Origin of the sequence: Sutterella seckii, assembly GCF_009183815.1 — a bacterium.
In the GTDB taxonomy this organism is placed as follows: Bacteria; Pseudomonadota; Gammaproteobacteria; order Burkholderiales; family Burkholderiaceae_F; genus Sutterella; species Sutterella seckii.
Window position 1 is genome coordinate 1 of sequence record NZ_WEHX01000019.1, and the last position, 17,820, is coordinate 17,820.

The window sequence follows — 17,820 nt, forward strand, 5'->3', positions numbered from 1 at the left end:
AATCAAATCGAAGCGCGTCAAGGATTCAACAAGGATGGCGACGGACTGGATACGATCAAGCTTCTGGTCCTGTACTCAGTTGAGAATCGAGAGCCTGTAGCTTTCAGCAAGCAGCCGGGAAACATTCCTGACAAGATCTCGCTGGCAAATTCTCTCCGGCAGCTTGAGGTGCTAGGCCTCTCTGCACCGGTCATCGTGGCTGACAACGGCTTTTACTGTCAGGCCAACATGACTTACCTCGCGCGCGAGCACGTGAAGTTCCTGATGCTCGCCAACAGCACCGACAAATGGGTTCGTGAAGAAATTGATGCTGTTCGCGAAGAGATCGGCGCTTTCGAAAATTCCTGTCCGTTTGATGTCGGTATCAATGCCGTCATGCGTCGTCGCCAGCACGACTTCAGCATCGTTCGTCAGCGCACGCGCGGCAACTACGAAGCAGGGCAGACTGAAACGTTCACCCGGCGATTGTATGTTCATGTTTGCTACAAGCCGGAAGCCGCTCCGATTCAAGAACGACGTCTCAAGGAGAGCCTTTTTTCAATCAAGAAAGATTTGGAAGATGGCGTTGAAGAATTCCGACCTGCCGCCCAGAAGCTGATCGACAACTTCCTCATCGTGAAGCGCATAAGCAAAGGCGTCAAGGTTTCCTTCAAGAATGAAAAGATCGAAGAAGCCAAGCGATACTGGGGTTTCTTTGTCCTCGTGAGCAACGAAATTCGCGATCCCTTTGAAGCTCTGAAGGCGTACCGCTCCCGCGAAAAGATTGAAGAGTTGTTCGCGACCTACAAGGAAAGCTTCGACGGACGCAAGCCTAGAACGTGGTATCCGGAAAACCTTTACGGCAGACAATTCGCACAATTCGTCGGGCTGGGCTATCACTGCTTCCTGACGAAGAGAATTCAGGATGTGAAAAAGGTGCTCGCCCAAAAGAGCGCCGAAAAGAAAACAAAGGAAGAGTTGAATCTCGAAGAAAAGCTGCTTGCTTGGCTCGATCAGCACTCACTGATTCAAATTCTTGATTGGTTCCGTTGCGTCGACTACGTCGCCGCGACGGGTAATGACAGTGCATCCAAATGGACCACGGAAACAACCAAACGCGATCAGCTATTCCTCAAGCTGTTGGGGGTCAATTGAATCGTGGCCGCATTAGACGACTTTTAGGATGAATAGAGAAACGGCCGACAGTGAGGATCACCAATCGGCCGGTTTACAGACCCAGAATATCTTTGGGGAGATGTCGGAGTCTTTGAGGCGCGTCGAAGATTCCTCAAATCCGCACTTCGGCGGTACTTTCCCATACAGCCATGACGCAGGCCCGATAAAGCCGAAGCCCTGCCGGAAGCGACGCTCAGTGGCTTCCCGACGGTTCTGATCATACGCAGGGAGCCGTTCGGTCTCCCTGCACCAGGCATTTCAAAAACTCCGTCGCCCTAAGGTTTTCGATCTGTTTTCGTCCTTCAAAGCAGCTTTCCCGGATCCGATCAGCAGATTCTCGGAAGCTGCTCGCCCGTGAGCCAGTCGACCATGCGCCGGCCGCCCATCAGGGTCACCATCTCAACGAATCCGGGATTCTCCGCCGTCACTTCGCCGATGATCGCGGCTCCCGTCCCATGCGGGTCGCTCCGGATGGCGGAGAGCGCTGCGTCCGCTTCGGCTTCCGGGACGATTGCAATGAGGCGTCCTTCGCAGGCGGAATAAAGGGGATCGAGCCCCAGGAATTCGCAGGCGGCGCGGACTTCGTCCTTGACCGGAATTTGGGCTTCATGAAGCGTGATGCCGACGCCGCTCTCGGCGGCAATTTCGTTCAAAGTCGTCCCGAGCCCGCCGCGGGTGGGGTCGCGAAGGACGTGCGCACCGGGCGCGGCGGCGAGAAGGCGCTCGACCATTTTCCCGAGCGGCGCGCAGTCGGACTTGAGGTCCGTGCCGAAAGTCATGTCCTCGCGCAGACTCATCACGGTCATGCCGTGGTCGCCGATCGAGCCCGAAACGATCACGCGGTCGCCGGGACGCGCCTGGGAGCCGGAAATCATGTGGTCGGCGAGCCGCTCGCCGATGCCGGTGGTGGCGATGTAGACCCCGTCGCCGTGGCCCTTCTCAACCACCTTGGTGTCGCCCGTCACGACGGCAACGCCCGCTTCCCTTGCGGTCTCGGCCATGGACTGAACGATCTTTTCGAGGTCCCGGAGCGGAAAGCCTTCCTCAAGAATGAAGGCCGCGGAGAGCCAGAGGGGCTTCGCGCCGCACATGGCAACGTCGTTCACGGTGCCTGTGACGGCAAGGCGACCGATGTCGCCGCCCGGGAAGAAGAGGGGCTTCACGACGTGCGCGTCGCAGGAGACGGCAACCGGGCGCGTGATCGGGGGCATCACTGCCCCGTCGTGCCCCTGGTCGAGCCATTCGTTCGTGAGGTGCTTCGCAAAGAGTTCGCCGATCAGCTGCGCCGAAGCTCTGCCGCCCGAGCCGTGCGTCATTTCGACGGCGCCGCGGAGAATGTCGAGCCTGCGGCCGGAGCTTGCGCGTTCGCGCTTGAGATTATTTTCCGTCATGTTCTTTTCCTTTCCTGCCGTAATGAATCTTCGGAACTTTTGTGCCGGATCTTCAGGACCGCGCTCGTCCGTAGCTGTAGGCCGCGGCGCAGGCTCCTTCAGAGGACACCATGCAGGCCCCGATCGGGTGAGCGGGCGTGCAGGCCTTCCCGAAGAGGAGGCACTGCCGCGGCTCCTTTTCGCCTCTCAGAATGGCGCCGCATTCGCAGGCCTTGTTGTCGGGGACGACGAGTTCAGGCATCACGAAGCGCTTTTCAGCATCGAATTCCGCAAATTCCGGGCGGATGCGGAGCGCTGAGTTGGGAACCGTGCCGAGACCGCGCCACTCGAAAGTCGGACGCCGCTCGAAAACCTCATCCATGAGCTCGATCGCCTTGACGTTCCCTTCCGCCGTCACCGCGCGCGTGAATTCGTTTTCGACTTCCGCGCGGCCTTCGTTCACCTGGCGGATGAGCATCAGAATCGAGAGGAGCATGTCGAGGGGCTCGAAGCCGCAGACGACGACAGGCATCTTCCACTTTTCGCTGAAGTGCCGGTAGGGGTTGGAGCCGATCACGGTCGAGACGTGCGCGGGGCCGACCAGGCCATTGAGCTTGGGCGCATCAGGCCGCTGCGGGACCGTGAGGAGAATGTGCTCCATCGCGGCGGGGGTGAGCACGTGGTTGCAGAAGACGGAGAAGTTTTTCAATCCGAGGCGCTTCGCGGCGAGAATCGCCGCTGCCGTCGGCGGGGTCGTCGTCTCAAAGCCGATCGCAAAGAAGACCACCTCGCGGTCGGGATTTTCGCGGGCGGCCTTCACGGCATCCATCGGGGAATAGATCATGCGGATGTCGGCGCCCTCGGCGCGGCATCGGAAGAAGCTCCGGCCCTTCGAAGCCGGCACTCTCATCGTGTCGGCGTAGGTGCAGAGAATCACCTTTTCCTTGAGGGCGAGATTCATCGCCATGTCGATGCGGCCGATCGGCATCACGCAGACCGGGCACCCGGGACCGTGAATCATGCGGACGTTGGGCGGAAGAAGGTCCGTGAGGCCCCAGCGCGAGAGCACGTGCGTGTGGCCGCCGCAGAATTCCATGAAGCGGTAGTCGCGGGCGGCGTCGGCCTCCTCGCGGATTCTTTGAGCGAGCTTCTGCGCCTCGTCGCCGCGGCGGTATTCATCGACGTACTTCATGGCCGCGCTCCGCCCGACGTAATCGTCATGCCTTCGCGAAGCTCGCCTGCGCTTTCCAGAATGCGCAGCGTCTCCTCGGCTTCCTTCGCGTCGATGCGGTTGAGCGCGAACCCGACATGCACGATCACCCAGTCGCCCGGGACCGGATGGTCGATCAGGGAAACGTCGACGGGCTTTTCAATGCCGCCGATCGATGCCATCGCATCGGAGCCGTTCGGGGAAACGGAGAGAATTTCTGCAGGAACTGCAAGACACATAGAATCAGACTCCAGCGTGATCCCGGATAAAGGGATAGCTTGACATGCCGCGGGCGAGGGCAAGGCGCGCAAGATGCGCCTGACCGAGGGCAAGCCCTCCGTCGCCCGGAGGCACGATATGGGGAATTCGGGGTTCGATGCCGGCATCCCGAAGCATCTTCGGGATGCGCGACGAGAGGACGCGGTTAAGCATGCAGCCGCCCGTCAGCATGACGGGGCCGTCGATGCCGGATCGTTCGCGCCCGTCGATGATCCAGCGGGCGATGCCATCGGCCGCGGTGACTTCAAAGAGGGCGGCGAGCTTCGCGGCGGTCTCTTTCGACGGGTCGGCAAGCCGGGCTTCCGCGATATGCCGCATGAGCGGGAGGAACGACAGCACGCCTTTCTCAATCGAAAAGCCTCCTTCAAGGGGAGCGGCTTCATCGATGTGAGGCGCCGCGATGCTCTCGAGCCGCATGGCGGCCGTCGCCTCGTCCCGCATCGTGAAGACGAGTCCGAGAATGGCGGCCGCGCCGTCGAACCAACGTCCGAGCGCGCTCGTGCGGGCGGTTCTCGGCGAATGAATGAGCTTCGGGATTTCGCGAAGCATCATTTCCGGAATGGCGGGAAGATCCCCGCGCAGGGCGTGAAGGAGCTCGAACCTCGCGTCCTCAAGCCCAAGTTCAGCGAGAATGGCGGCGCCCATGCGCCAGGGTTCCCGGGCTGCGCGGTCGCCTCCCGGGAGGGCCAGAGAGTGGAGTGTCCCGAATCGCTCGAACCCGTCGGGGCCGACCGCAAGGAGCTCTCCGCCCCAGACTTTGCCGTCGCTTCCAAGCCCCACGCCGTCGAGCGCGGCGCCGAGCGTCCGTTCGTTTCTTCCCGCTTCAGCCATGGCGGCGCCCACGTGGGCGGCATGGTGCTGAATGCGAATCAGGGGCTTCTGCTTTTCCTCGGCGAGCTTTTGCGCGAGCTCGCCCGAGAAGAAGTCGGGGTGGAGGTCGGAGGCGAAGGCGCCGGGCTCGACATCGAGGAGCGAGCGGATGTGCTCGAGCGCCGCTTCGAGCGCGAGGCAGTTCGATACCCGGTCGAGGTCGCCGATATGCTGCGTGAGAAAGAGTTCGCGCCCGCGCGTCATGGCGGCCGTGTTCTTGAGGTAGGACCCCGTCGCCGCCACGTCGGGCGCGCCCTTCACCCCCGGAATGCGGATAGCTTCGGGCGTCACGCCTCTCGCGCGGCGCACCCAGACAGGGCCGGATTCGGTCGAGCGCACGACTGAATCGTCGCAGCGGATGAGGATTTCGCGGTTGTGAAGGAGGAGCACGTCGGCGATGGAGGAGAGCCTCTTCCTAGCCTCGTCGTTTCCGATCACAAGCGGCTCCCCGCCCGGATTGGCGCTCGTCATGACGAGATAGAGGTCGTGAGGTTCTTCCATCCAGGCCGTTCCTTCGGGTTCTCCGAGGAGCGCATGGAAGAGGAGCGCATGGAGCGGCGTGTAGGGAAGCATCACGCCGATTTCGGAGAGCTCGTCCGCAATGCCGGGAAAGGCTTCCGATTCGACGATCTCAGGCTTCTTTCTGAGAAGCACAATCGGGTGAGCCGTGCCCGTGAGGAGCTTCTCCTCAGCGGCGTCGACCAGGGCAATGCGCTTGGCGGAGTCGACCCCCGCGCACATGACGGCCAAGGGCTTCTCGTTCCTGCCCTTCCTGTCGCGCAGGCGCTTCACGGCCTTTGCGTTCGAGGCGTCGCAGACGAGATGGAAGCCCCCGATCCCCTTCACCGCAGCAATGCCGCCCTCGCGGATGACGCGCGCCGTTTCCCGGATCGGGTCGCCGGGGACCGGAGCGCCGTCCGCGCGGATCAGCTCGAGCTGCGGGCCGCAGACGGGGCAGGCGTTGGGCTGCGCATGAAAGCGCCGGTCGCCCGGGTCTTCGTACTCCGCGAGGCAGGCAGGGCACATCGGGAAAACCGACATCGAGGTCTGCGGGCGGTCGTAGGGGAGCCTGCGGGTGATCGTGAAGCGCGGCCCGCAGTGCGTGCAGTTCGTGAAGGCGTAGCGGAAGCGCCGGTTTTGCGGGTCGAAGATGTCCGCGAGGCACTCTGGGCACGTCGCCGCATCGGGCGTGATCATCGTGGTAACGGCCCCTTCGGCGCGGGACGGCGTAATCACGAACCGGTCGACCCCGCGAACGGGAGCGGGCTTCATGTCGATCGAGTCGATCCGGGCGAGCGGGGGCTTTCCGCGGCGGAGTTCGTCAGGGAAGGCGTCGAGCGCCTTCGGGTCGCCCTCGAGAAAAATCCCGACGCCCTCGGGGTCGTTGAAGACCTCGCCGGCAAGGTTGAGCGCCGCGGCGATGCGCCAGACGGTGGGGCGAAAGCCCACGCCCTGGACGAGCCCTTCGACGCGCACGAGACGCGCTTCTCTTGCCATCATCCGCTCTCCCTTAATGAACTTGAACTTGTCGGAAGGCCCTTAAAGGCTCGCAAGAACGAGCTGGGCTTTGAGCCATGCGCACCACTTGTCGATCCCTTCGCCCGTCGTCGCCGACACCCGGAGCACCTTCGCCTTCGGATTGACGCGAAGGACGTTGGCTTCGGCCTTGTCGGCATCAAAGGGGACGTAGGGGAGAAGATCGATCTTGTTCATGAGGACGAGCGACGACGCGCGGAACATGTCCGGGTACTTGAGGGGCTTGTCCTCGCCTTCCGTGACGGAAAGCACCGCGACCTTGTGCGCTTCGCCGAGATCAAATTCAGCCGGGCAGACGAGGTTGCCGACATTCTCGATGAAGAGAATGGAGTTCTCCTGGGGCTTGATCGCCTCGATCGCGCGCTTCACCATCTGAGCGTCAAGGTGACAGCCTTTCCCCGTATTGATCTGGAGCGCCCGGACGCCGGTGGCGCGGATTCTTGCCGCGTCGTTCGTCGTTTCCTGGTCGCCTTCAATGACGGCCGAAGGGATGTCCGTGAGGGTCCTCAGGGTCTTGGTCAGCAATTCCGTCTTTCCCGACCCGGGGCTCGAGACGAGGTTGAGGGCGAGGACGTGGCTGGCGGCAAGACGCGCGCGGTTTTCGGCCGCGATGGCGTCGTTTCTCGCGAGGATGTCTTCTTCCACGGCGATCGCGCGTCCCGCGGGCATGTCGTGGTCGTGCGAATGCGCGGGATGCGCATGGTCGTGGGAATGACCGTGATCGTGATCATGCTCATGGGCATGGGCATGTTCATGCTCGTGGTCGTGGACCGTCAGGGTGATGTTCCCGTCGGCGTCCCGGACTTCATGCATATGGGGACCCGAATGGCCGCAGCCGCAGGTAGTGCACATTTCTTTCTTCCTTCCTCCGCTTTAGGGAGCGAAAACTTTTTTTAATGGGGTTCTTTTGTTTGTTCTGCAGGGTCCGGGAAGCCTCAGGGACAATCAGCCGTCCGAAGCCTCGAGGATGTCGACCACCTTCATTTCCGTGCCGCCGGTGGCGGCGAGCCGGTAGCCGCCGCACTCGGGGCAGGGGTCGCCGTAGCGCTTCAAGGGCACTGTTTTCTCGCAGGCGAGGCACCAGGCCTCGCCCCGCGGGCGCTCGATCTCAAGCGCCGCGTTTTCCGCGGGGCCGCCCTTCCTCACCGAGGTCCAGGCAAATTCGAGGCTCGGAATGTCGACGCCGGCAAGCTCTCCGATCGAGACCCGCACGGCCTTCACGCGCTTCACATCGTTTGCGCGCGCGGTGCGTTCGACGATTTCGAGAATTCCTTCGGCGATGGAGAGTTCATGCATGGCTTCGATTCAGATTTGCTTCGTCTGGCGCCGTTCCATGCAAAGACGGTGGGCACGCAGGCGTCAAGTCCGAAGAGCGCCCGTTCGACCGCGTTTTCAAGCTTCGCGCGGTCGTCCATGTCGTCCTTCGGGTAGAGAAAGGCTTTCGCAGCAAGCGATGCCATGCGCTGGCCGGCACCGTTGGGCGAAAACTGCCACTCGGTGGGCGAGGTGATTCTGAGGGTCTGAAGTTCTCCCGAAGGGATGAGCTTCACGGCATGCATCAGAAGGCCCCGCGCCGTTTCAACGAAGCTTATCCCGATGCCCGCTTCAGGGCCATAGGTCCAGAGAACGTTTCTGCCGTCCTCTTCGGAGGTGGAAAGTGGCGCGGATTCTCCTTCTTTCGGCATAGCCCGATCGATGAGCCCTGCGGAAAGATCGAGGAGCGCCTTAGCGCGCGCGAAGAAGCACGCGGTTTCAACAATCCTTGCGCCCGTGAGCGCCGCAGGGGAAATGCCTTCCGAAATCAGAAGATCCCGCACGGCAGGGTTGTTACGCATGCGCGACAACGCACCGGTGAGCCTCGGCGCGCCCTGCCAGAAGGGAGCCATGTCGAAGCCCGAATCGTTCAGAAGCCGGTAGGCAATCTCTTCGGCAAAGTCTGGCGTCATGATTTCGCTTCTTTCGGGCAGAAACTGAACGTCGGCTTCCGGTGGACGAGGCTCGGCAAGCAGGGAGAGGAGCAGATGCGCGGCAGGAATCGTGCCGGCATGACTTTCGGCCCATCCGCGAAGGTCGAACCTGCGATCATGGAGATTCTTCAGGAATTCTTCCGGCTCCATCCCGAAGAGAAGCCGCGAGGCGGCGGTCCGGGCTTCCGCGAGGAGGGCAGAAAGCGCATCGAGGAGCCTCTGAAAAAGCGCCGGATCAGGACCCTCTTCAGAATGCGGGTCGAGCCTCACGAGAAGCTGCGCAATGAGGGCGAGCCTCGCGCGGAGCGCTCCGATCTGACGGTGCTCCTCTTTTCCAAGAATGGGCGTGAGCGGCAGGGGCGGGCGCCCCTCCTGAGGGGCGGCGAAGCCCCCGAGGAGCGCGGTCCTGGCTTCGAGCTTTTCGCTCTCGCAGACGAGAACGCGCAGATTCTCAACGATCGCTTCCGCCGTGACGGCAGTCTCGGGGAGGCGCGCGAAGGCGCTCCCGCGCTTTTCGCTCGGGCGCCGCGGGCGGCAAGGAGCGCGCTGTCGAAGGCCGTCAGGTGCGCGATGGGGCAGAGGCCGTAGAGGAGCGTAATGAGGCGCCGTGCGTTTGCGCGGTGCTCCGGAGACGCAAGCATCCGGGCGATGCCGTTCGTGCGCGTTGAAGACACGCAGACGGAGGCTTTGCCGCAGGGCTTCGGGAGCACGTGGATGTGGATGGCGGCTTCATCAGGAGCGGTCATGGCTTCGTCCTCCCTTCTGCGGATTGAGCCGCATCAGCCTGGGGCTCAAGGGCGGGAGCGGCTGCATCCGGCGCCTTCGCTTCCGTCGGAAGTTCCCCGGCGCGCGCGGCTTCGAGGTGATGCTTCTCAGGCGCTTCCGCCTTCTTTTCAACCCAGCGGCGGCCGCGGCCGAAGAAGTCGCGGCGGGAGAACTTCTCGTTTTCGTCGATCTTCTTTGGTTCGGGCCTGGGCGTGAGCGCCGGGGTCTCAAGATAATTCTTCGGGGGCTCGACCTTGATCGGAATCACGCGCCGCAGCGTCCCGTCCGCAGCGGGCGGAGCCCACGCGGTCGCATCCTCGTCGTCCTCCGGGATGGAGGATGTCGTAAGCATGGTTTTGAGCGCCACGCGGGCGAATTCGTCCGCGGTTTCCTGGTCGGCCATGTCGAGGACCGGACTCTTGAGCGGGAGCGAGAGAAAGCGCCCGAGGATCGGATCCTCGACCGAAATGAAGGGAAAGTCCCCCGCGGGGAGTTCGATCAATCGAACCTTTCCGACGGGCACCTCGACCCAGGATTCGGCGACCCCGCAGACATAGACCGCGGCGATCGACCACGGCGTCACCATGACGCCGATCCAGTCGTTGCCCCAGCGGCGGAAGTCGACCGCACGGACGTCAATCTTCGGATTGACGATGGGCAGTCCCGCCATGCGCTCGCGCGCAATGCGGCGCATGCCTTCCTCGAAGAAGACGGTCGGCGACTCAGCAAAAGAAGCCCGGGGTTTGGGATCCATGAATGCTCCTGAAACGGAAAGGCGCGGGCTCTCTAGGAGAGTGGGTGAGGTGACTGAAATTATTCATATCAATGGAAAATTTCGCACCGAATCTTTGTTTACAATCAATGAGGACGCGCTTTTCCGACGAGTATAGAAAGAGCTTGCGCGAAGCGGTATCCGTCAAAGGAAGGGGAGCCGCTAGTGCTTTCGGGCGAGACCTTCCCGACGCACCGGCCGCGGCTACTCATAGGTAGAACTTGATGGGTAGCCGCTCTGCGCTCATGACCTATAGCCCGGAGATCGCGTCGAAAACTATTCTTTCGATGACTCTTTTCATTCCCTTTTCCCGGGAATCTGAAGATTTTGTCAGGGGCGCCAGAGGAAACATTCGAAATGCGCGCTCCCGGCAGGCTTTCGGGAAGAACCCTCCGGCCCGGCAGCCTGCACATATGAAAAATGAACGAGGGGGAGACCCAACATGCTTGAAACCCAATATCAGGCACTTCGCCGTCAGGGCGTGAGCCGCCGCAGCTTCCTGCAGTTCTGCTCGCTTACCGCGGCGAGCCTCGGGCTCGGCAATGCGGGCGCGCAGGAAATCGCGCATGCGATGGAAACGAAGCCCCGTACGCCGGTCATCTGGCTCCACGGCCTTGAGTGCACCTGCTGCTCAGAATCCTTCATCCGCTCCTATTCGCCGGTGGTTCAGGACGTCGTCCTCTCCATGGTGTCGCTCGACTACGACGACACGATCATGGCCGCTGCGGGCGAGCAGGCCGAAGAGTCGCTGCACGAGACGATGGAAAAGTACAAGGGGAACTACATCCTTGCCGTTGAAGGCAACGTTCCTCTGAACGAAGGCGGCATCAACTGCATCCCGAACGGCGAAATCTTCCTCAACAAGATCAAGAAGGTTGCCGAAGGCGCCAAGGCCGTGATCGGCTGGGGCTCCTGCGCCGCCTGGGGGTGCGTGCAGGCCGCGAAGCCCAATCCCACGAAGTCCGTTCCGATTACGGAAATCATTACCGACAAGCCCATCGTGCTCGTCCCGGGCTGCCCGCCGATTCCGGAAGTGATGACGTCGGTGATCACCTACATCCTCGCCTACGATCGTCTGCCGCCGCTTGACCGCCTCGGCCGTCCGAAGATGTTCTACGGCCAGCGCATTCACGACAAGTGCTACCGCAGAGGCCACTTCGACGCGGGCCAGTTCGCCGAGAAGTTCGACGACGCGGGCGCTAAGCTCGGCTACTGCCTCTACAAGGTCGGCTGCAAGGGACCGACGACCTACGCGCCCTGCTCGACCGTGCAGTGGAACGAAGGCCTCTCGTGGCCGGTCAAGTCGGGTCACGGCTGCATCGGCTGCGCCGAACCCAACTTCTTCGACAAGGGGTCCTTCTACAAGCACGAAACGACCGTTCTGCCGCCCATCTTCGGCGGCGTCGAGGCAACGGTCGACAAAGTGGGGCTTGCAACCGTCGCCGTCGTCGGCGCGGCTGCCGCCGCACACGCAGCGCTCTCAGCCGTGGCTCAGGCGCGCGCCAAAACGAATAAGGAAATCGGAGGGAAGGAATAATGAGCGAACGCAGAATTGTTGTTGACCCGGTCACCCGCATTGAGGGTCATCTGCGCGTGCAGGCCGTGCTCGGCGACGACGGCAAGATCGTCGACTCGATGAGCACGGGCACGATGTGGCGCGGCCTTGAAGTGATTCTGAAGGGCCGCGATCCGCGCGACGCCTGGGCGTTCGTTGAACGCATCTGCGGCGTCTGCACGGGCATTCACGCCCTTGCCGCCGTCCGCGCGGTTGAGGACGCGATCGGGATCAAGATTCCGAAGAATGCGAACATCATCCGCAATCTCCTGAACGCCACCCTTTACGTTCAGGACCACATCGTCCACTTCTATCAGCTCTCCGCCCTCGACTGGGTCGACGTGGTGAGCGCGCTTCAGGCTGATCCCCGCGAAACCGCCGACATTCAGCAGAAGATTTCGCCGCGTCATCCGCTCGCGGCCGTGGGCTACTTCCGCGACATTCAGAACCGCGTGAAGAAGCTCGTTGAATCCGGTCAGCTCTCGATCTTCAACAAGGGCTACTGGGGACACCCGGCGATGAAGCTCCCGCCTGCGGTGAACCTTCTCGCCGTCGCCCACTACCTCGAGGTCCTCGACTTCCAGCGCGAGGTCGTGCGCATCCACACGATTCTGGGCGGCAAGAACCCGCACCCGAACTATCTCGTGGGCGGCGTCGCGTGCCCGATCAACATGCACGACACGGGCGGCCAGGGCACGATGGTGAACGAGGTGACGCTCAACTACATGCGTGCGGTTGCGCGCCATGCGGTCGACATCGTCGAAAACGTCTACCTCCCCGACATCAAGGCGATCGCCTCCTTCTATCCGGACTGGTTCAAGTACGGGAAGGGCCTCGCCGGCGTCAACTGCCTCGCTTACGGCGACTTCCCCGAAATCGCGAACGATTTCTCCGACAAGTCCCTCCAGCTCCCCTCGGGCGCCATTCTGAACGGCAACCTCAACGAGGTCTTTGAGGTCGATGCGCGCGACCCCGAGCAGATTCAGGAATTCGTCGACCACTCCTGGTACCAGTACCCGGATCAGACGAAGGGTCTGCACCCCTGGGACGGCATCACCGAGCAGAAGTACGAGTTCGCGAAGGGCTCCGAAGGCACGCCCACGAAGTTCCAGTGGCTCACGCCTGACGGCAAGTACTCCTGGATCAAGAGCCCGCGCTGGCGCGGCCACATGATGGAAGTGGGCCCGCTCGCCCGCCTTGCGATCGGCATTGCGAAGAACGTGCCGCACATCAAGGAGCCGGCGCTCGACCTTCTGAAGGAACTCAACCTCCCGCTCGAGGCTGCGTTCTCGACCTTGGGCCGCCATGCCGCCCGCGCGCTCGAATGCCATTGGGCTGCTCAGAAGCTCGTCCAGTACGTCGACGACCTCACCGCCAACATCAAGGCGGGCGACGAGGCCGCCGCCAACATGGAGTTCTGGGAACCCTCCACGTGGCCCAAGGAATGCAAGGGCGTGGGCCTTTGCGAAGCCCCCCGCGGCGCGCTCGCCCACTACTGCGTCATCAAGGACGGCAAGCTTGAAAACTGGCAGGCCGTGGTGCCCACCACCTGGAACGCCTCGCCGCGCTCCAACGAAGGGCAGAAGAGCACCTATGAGCTTTCGCTCATCGGCACTCCGGTGGCTGATCCCCAGCGTCCGCTCGAGATCATCCGCACGATCCACAGCTTCGACCCGTGCCTTGCCTGCGCCACGCACCTTCTCAACCCCGAGGGCGAGGAGCTCTGCTCGGTGCAGGTCCGCTGACGCGGTCTCCTTCAGGAGGATCCTATGAAAATCGATCCAGTCACCTACGAAGTCGACATGAAGGCGGGCACGCACCCGCTCTATGTCTGGGAGGCGCCTGTTCGAGTCTGGCACTGGGCCATGATGGTCTGCATGTTCGTGATGATCGCCACCGGCTTTCTGATCGGCGCGCCGCTCGTCTCGAACCTCGGCGACACGTGGGCGACCTACGACTTTGCCTACATCCGCTTCGCGCACTTTGCCGCGGGCATCATCTATACGGTGCTCTTCATCTACCGCCTCTACTGGGCGGTGGTCGGCAACAAGTACTCGCGGCAGATCTTCATTCCGCCCCTCTGGTCCTGGAAGTGGTGGAAGGGCGTCTTCGCTCAGGTTGCCTACTACCTCTTCATGAAGAAAACGTCGCCTGAGTATGCGGGCCACAATCCGCTCGCTCAGCTCGCGATGTTCGGGTTCTACGTGCTCGGCTCCATCGGCATCATCATCACGGGTCTCGCGCTCTATGCGCAGGCCTGGGGTTGGGGCGAATCCTGGATGGCCTGGTTCGGCTGGGTGTTCCCGCTCTTCGGGGACGTTCAGGCGGTGCGCACCATCCACCATGCGCTCATGTACGTGCTCATCATCTTCACGATCGCTCACATGTACATGTCCTTCCGCGAGGACATCATGGGCGGCGCCACGACCCTTTCGTCCATGACGACGGGCCTGAGGATGTTCAAGCACCAGGGCGGAGAGAATCACTGATTCTCTGATGCCGGCTGAAAGCGTTTGACTCTGAACGCATCGAAGCCCTTCGGTTCCTTTGACGGGGATCGGAGGGCTTCTTTCTTTCGTGAGCCGGGTCTTTTTCAGCGGGCTGCAGCGGAGGAAAGCGCCGGGCTGGCGGAAGTTTTTCAACGCTGAATGATGGAGCAGGGCCTTGTCTGAAGCATAAATCTCATATGATCTAATATCGATCTCATATCATCTAATAAAGATCTAATAAGATCTAATGAAAAATCTAATATGGCGCGTTCTCCATGCCGATGCTTTTGTCTTCGATGCAGAAATGGTTTCTCTGCTCCTCGAAATCGCGGCATTCAAGGGAAGCTGGATGGCATGGAGGAGTCTCGCTCCCGACCGACTGAGGGCGATTGATTGCATGGTCCTCGTCGAAAGCGTCGGGGCGTCGCTCAGGCTCGCGGGCTCCAGGATCTCAGACGCTGATCTCGGGCGCATCACAGCGTTGCACCTCATCTGAATCGGAAATGGTCCTGCGACGAGATATGAGCTCGCCGCTATACCCGCGGGCAGAAAACTTCGTCTCTGGCCGTAACTGCCTATCGGGCACGGTAATACGGCAGGCTTCGAAAAGGAAAAGGCATTCAGCAGCGTAATACAGCAAAGTCCGGGCGGCGGTGAATCCCGCCCGCAGCTTCTCCCCGGTAAGGTGTTCCTCAGGTCAGGCGCTTTATGCGACTGGTAAACACTGAAAAAGAGGAGACACCCAGAATGAAGCGCCGTATTGTGATTGCAGCAATCGCGTCCGTCCTGACGCTTGCGCTTGCCGGCTGCGGAGAGAAGGCAGGAGAGAAGGAAATCAAGCTCGGAACCTTGTCCGGGCCTCATGCCGAGGTGGCTGAAGTTGCGGCAAAAGTGGCCAAAGAGAAGGGCCTTAGCGTCCGGATCGTGGAGTTTTCGGACTACGGCCATGTGAACGAAGCGCTTGCCGTCAGGGACATCGACGTCAACGCCTTCCAGCATGTGCCGTTCCTTGAGAAAGCTATCTCGCAACGCGGATACCAGTTCACGCCTCTCGGCAAAACCGTGGTGTTCCCGCTTGGCGTTTATTCACTCAAGATCAAGGAAAAGTCTCAGATCACGGACGGGATGCTCGTTTCCGTGCCCGCGGACCCCGCCAACCTCGGCCGTGCGCTCCAGCTTCTTGAGCGGAACGGCATCATCGGGCTCCGGCCCGGCGCAGGCGTGCATGCAACGACGCACGACATCGAAAAGAACCCGAAGAATCTTCAATTCCTCGAGACCGACAGCGCCTTTCTCGGGCGGTCGCTCCCCGACGTGGGCTTTTCCGTCATCAACGGCTCCTGGGCCGTGAAGTCGGGTCTTTCGCCCGCGAAGGATGCGTTCCTCCTCGAGGGCGGCGATTCCGACTTTGCAAACGTACTCGTTGTGCGCACCGAGGATAAGGATCGGCCGGAATTCAAGGTGCTCCAGAGCGCCTTCCAGAGTCCCGAGGTAAAGGCCTTCGTGCTCGATAAGTACAAGGGCTCCGTGGTGCCGGCTTTCTGACGGTTGAAGACGGTCAATTTCCAAAAATCAAGGACCCCAGAATGATCATCACTGAAAAATGCGTCGGCTGCCGTCAGTGCCGGCCGTACTGCCCGGTGAACGCGATCGGCGCTGCTTCCGACGGCTGGCGCTCCGTCATCGACCTGGAGAAGTGCGTCGAATGCGGCACGTGCCTCCGTTCGAACGTCTGTCCCGTCAATGCAATTGAAGCTCAGGATCTCGTCTATCCGAGAAGCCTTCGTTCTCAGTTTTCCGATGTCACGAGCCCGCACAAGTCGACAGGCGTCCTCGGGCGCGGCACGGAGGAGATGAAGACCAACGACGTGACGGGGCGCCTGAAGCTCGGGCGCGTGAACGTGTCGGTCGAGCTCGGCCGCCCGGGCGTGAGCGCGTCGCTCCGGGATGTTGAAGTAATCGCCCAAGCGCTCGCGGCCTTCGGCGTGCGGTTCCAGAAGGAGAATCCCGTGACGTCCCTCATGACCGATGAGTCGCAGGGAACCCTGAGGCCCGAAGTCCTCGGCGAACGCGTGCTTTCCGCCCTGATTGAGTTTGACATCGAGGAGAGCCGGGTCCCCGCGCTCGCGGCGGTGCTCAAGGCCTCAGCCGGGCAAGTGGATACGGTGTTCTCGGTGGGACTTGCCGCGCCGCTTCGACCCGATGAATCAGAGGCGCGGCTCTTTCAGATTCTTCGAGACCATGACGTCTGGCATCGACCCAACGGGAAAACCAATGTCGGTCTCGGACGACCTTTTCAGGAGGCACAAGAATGACGCATACGCTTCATCGCCGGGGTTCGATCGAAGAACTCCAAAAAGACTACGTGATCCTTGCCATGGCCGCCCGGGGCGTGAACAGGGAGGGCGCAGCGCCCGCCCTCGCGCGGGCGCTCGATATCTTCGCCTCGCACAACCCGGTGAACTTCGGGAACGTTGCGGGCAATGCCTTTACGGGCGAACTCGCCCAAATCGCCGCGAAGACAAAGGACAACACCGTCTCGCACGCGGTCTTCCGCTCGATCGACGACGTCACGGAGGTTCTTTCGGAGCTGAAGCGCGAGGATCTCGGGCTTTCCATCGTGGTGTCGGGGCTTTTCGATCAGGTCTCGAAGGCCTGCTGCAATACGGGATTGAAGCCCCACACCGTCAACATTTCGCTCGGCCTCTTCGGGAAAACCGAGAAGCTACCCGAGGAACCCGTGCTCGAAATCGCCTCCATGTGCGGGCACAACATGATTTCGTTTGCGCTGATTCAGAAGCTCGTGCGCGATATCGAGTGCGGAAATCTGGATCCGGAGAGCGCCGCGAGAAAGGTGGCGGCGAGCTGCCGCTGCGGCGTCTTCAACTGGGAGCGCGCGTCCCGCGTCTTTGCTCGTCTTGCTGACGAAAAGGAGAAAGCAGCATGAAAACTGCTCACGATAAGCGGAAGGCCTTCCGCGAGAATCTGCGCTCCGGGCGCTTCATGATTGCACCAGGGATCTATGACGCGCTGTCGGCGAAGGTGGCCGAGGCTGCGGGGCTCCCCTGTCTCGCAATGGGCGGCTACGCGATTTCCGCCTCGCGCCTCGGAGAACCCGATGTAGGGCTTCTGTCGCTCTCAGAAATGACGGAAGCCCTGAAGCAGATCTGCGACGCGACGGACATTCCCGTGATCGGCGACGGCGATACCGGTTACGGGAACGCCCTCAACGTCCTCCGGACCGAGCAGGAATACGAGAAGGCCGGCGCTTCCTGCATCTTCTTTGAAGATCAGGTCTGGCCCAAGCGCTGCGGGCACATGGAAGGAAAGGCGGTGATTTCTGCTGAAGAACACGCCGAAAAGATCCGCGCCGCCTGCGACGCGAGGATCGATAGGGAGACGCTCATCATGGCTCGCACGGATGCTCGGGCCGTGAACGGCATTGAGGACGCCGTCCGGCGCGGGCATCTCTATGCCGAGGCCGGAGCGGAGGCGCTCTTCATCGAGGCGCTGAGGGACCGCGGCGAGGTGGAGAGGATTGCGAGGGAGTTTGAAGGAACGGGCGTTCATCTTTTTGCCAACATGATTGAAGGCGGGAAGACGCCGATCATTTCTGCCCGTGAGCTCCAGGCCATGGGCTATGCCGGCGTCTTCTGGTCCTGCGCGTCGCTCTACATGGTGACCAAAACGCTCTTCGACAATTTCTCGACGCTTGCGAAGGAAGGGACGAGCGAGAGCTTTCTCGGGGACCTCATGCCTTTCGGCGAGTTCAACCGCTTCATCGGGCTTGAGAAGTACCGGGAGCTGGAGAAGAGGTACGGCGTTCGGCGTCAGGATTGAACCTCCTCGTTC

General features: G+C 61.6%; 18 protein-coding genes. 9 read left to right on the forward strand and 9 right to left on the reverse strand.

Annotation, left to right across the window (positions count from 1 at the left end):
• A partial coding sequence (locus GBM95_RS04645; protein WP_152158017.1) for an IS1634 family transposase occupies positions 1 to 1,134 on the forward strand: 1,134 nt, incomplete at its 5' end.
• Positions 1,135 to 1,481: 347 nt separating this feature from the next.
• Here the strand turns inward: GBM95_RS04645 and hypE are convergent.
• The 9 genes from hypE to hybE form a co-directional block, all read right to left on the reverse strand.
• Positions 1,482 to 2,546 (reverse strand): hydrogenase expression/formation protein HypE, encoded by a 1,065-nt coding sequence (gene hypE, locus GBM95_RS04650; RefSeq protein ID WP_152158018.1) that lies wholly within the window; start codon positions 2,544 to 2,546, stop codon positions 1,482 to 1,484.
• A gap of 52 nt (positions 2,547 to 2,598) precedes the next feature.
• Positions 2,599 to 3,717, reverse strand: coding sequence for a hydrogenase formation protein HypD (gene hypD, locus GBM95_RS04655; protein WP_152158019.1), 1,119 nt, complete (start codon positions 3,715 to 3,717; stop codon positions 2,599 to 2,601).
• Complete coding sequence (locus tag GBM95_RS04660; RefSeq protein WP_152158020.1) at positions 3,714 to 3,974, reverse strand: HypC/HybG/HupF family hydrogenase formation chaperone; 261 nt, start codon at positions 3,972 to 3,974, stop codon at positions 3,714 to 3,716. Before GBM95_RS04660 ends, hypD begins: the two co-directional genes overlap by 4 nt.
• 4 nt (positions 3,975 to 3,978) lie before the next feature.
• The gene (gene hypF / locus GBM95_RS04665) at positions 3,979 to 6,384 is read right to left on the reverse strand and encodes a carbamoyltransferase HypF (protein ID WP_226963161.1); all 2,406 of its coding nucleotides are present in this window, start codon (positions 6,382 to 6,384) and stop codon (positions 3,979 to 3,981) included.
• A gap of 39 nt (positions 6,385 to 6,423) precedes the next feature.
• Positions 6,424 to 7,272, reverse strand: coding sequence for a hydrogenase nickel incorporation protein HypB (gene hypB / locus GBM95_RS04670; protein WP_152158021.1), 849 nt, complete (start codon positions 7,270 to 7,272; stop codon positions 6,424 to 6,426).
• 93 nt (positions 7,273 to 7,365) lie between these two features.
• Complete coding sequence (locus GBM95_RS04675) at positions 7,366 to 7,716, reverse strand: hydrogenase maturation nickel metallochaperone HypA/HybF (RefSeq protein ID WP_152158022.1); 351 nt, start codon at positions 7,714 to 7,716, stop codon at positions 7,366 to 7,368.
• On the reverse strand, positions 7,647 to 8,657 hold the full coding sequence (locus GBM95_RS04680; RefSeq protein ID WP_152158023.1) for a hypothetical protein: 1,011 nt from the start codon (positions 8,655 to 8,657) through the stop codon (positions 7,647 to 7,649). The genes GBM95_RS04675 and GBM95_RS04680 overlap by 70 nt, the downstream gene beginning before the upstream one ends.
• Positions 8,654 to 9,133 (reverse strand): hypothetical protein, encoded by a 480-nt coding sequence (locus GBM95_RS04685; protein WP_152158024.1) that lies wholly within the window; start codon positions 9,131 to 9,133, stop codon positions 8,654 to 8,656. The genes GBM95_RS04680 and GBM95_RS04685 overlap by 4 nt, the downstream gene beginning before the upstream one ends.
• Positions 9,130 to 9,906 (reverse strand): [NiFe]-hydrogenase assembly chaperone HybE, encoded by a 777-nt coding sequence (gene hybE / locus GBM95_RS04690; protein WP_152158025.1) that lies wholly within the window; start codon positions 9,904 to 9,906, stop codon positions 9,130 to 9,132. The genes GBM95_RS04685 and hybE overlap by 4 nt, the downstream gene beginning before the upstream one ends.
• 460 nt (positions 9,907 to 10,366) lie before the next feature.
• On the opposite strand from hybE, the gene GBM95_RS04695 reads away from it, so the two are divergent.
• The 8 genes from GBM95_RS04695 to GBM95_RS04730 all read left to right on the forward strand — a co-directional run bounded on the left by GBM95_RS04695 (position 10,367) and on the right by GBM95_RS04730 (position 17,808).
• Positions 10,367 to 11,461, forward strand: a complete 1,095-nt coding sequence (locus GBM95_RS04695) for a hydrogenase small subunit (protein ID WP_152158026.1) — start codon at positions 10,367 to 10,369, stop codon at positions 11,459 to 11,461.
• Positions 11,461 to 13,224 carry a nickel-dependent hydrogenase large subunit gene (locus GBM95_RS04700; protein ID WP_152158027.1) on the forward strand — a complete coding sequence of 588 codons (1,764 nt, stop codon included), beginning with the start codon at positions 11,461 to 11,463 and terminating at the stop codon, positions 13,222 to 13,224. The genes GBM95_RS04695 and GBM95_RS04700 overlap by 1 nt, the downstream gene beginning before the upstream one ends.
• Before the next feature lie 24 nt (positions 13,225 to 13,248).
• Positions 13,249 to 13,968, forward strand: coding sequence for a Ni/Fe-hydrogenase, b-type cytochrome subunit (gene cybH, locus GBM95_RS04705; RefSeq protein ID WP_152158028.1), 720 nt, complete (start codon positions 13,249 to 13,251; stop codon positions 13,966 to 13,968).
• 247 nt (positions 13,969 to 14,215) lie between these two features.
• On the forward strand, positions 14,216 to 14,464 hold the full coding sequence (locus tag GBM95_RS04710; protein ID WP_152158029.1) for a hypothetical protein: 249 nt from the start codon (positions 14,216 to 14,218) through the stop codon (positions 14,462 to 14,464).
• A gap of 251 nt (positions 14,465 to 14,715) precedes the next feature.
• Complete coding sequence (locus GBM95_RS04715; protein ID WP_193222572.1) at positions 14,716 to 15,513, forward strand: MetQ/NlpA family ABC transporter substrate-binding protein; 798 nt, start codon at positions 14,716 to 14,718, stop codon at positions 15,511 to 15,513.
• Between the two features lie 41 nt (positions 15,514 to 15,554).
• On the forward strand, positions 15,555 to 16,283 hold the full coding sequence (locus tag GBM95_RS04720; protein WP_152158031.1) for a DUF362 domain-containing protein: 729 nt from the start codon (positions 15,555 to 15,557) through the stop codon (positions 16,281 to 16,283).
• Entirely contained in the window at positions 16,280 to 16,915 is a 636-nt protein-coding gene (locus GBM95_RS04725; protein ID WP_152158032.1) for a hypothetical protein, read from the forward strand. Before GBM95_RS04720 ends, GBM95_RS04725 begins: the two co-directional genes overlap by 4 nt.
• Complete coding sequence (locus GBM95_RS04730; RefSeq protein ID WP_152158033.1) at positions 16,912 to 17,808, forward strand: isocitrate lyase/PEP mutase family protein; 897 nt, start codon at positions 16,912 to 16,914, stop codon at positions 17,806 to 17,808. The genes GBM95_RS04725 and GBM95_RS04730 overlap by 4 nt, the downstream gene beginning before the upstream one ends.
• Positions 17,809 to 17,820 lie beyond the last annotated feature (12 nt).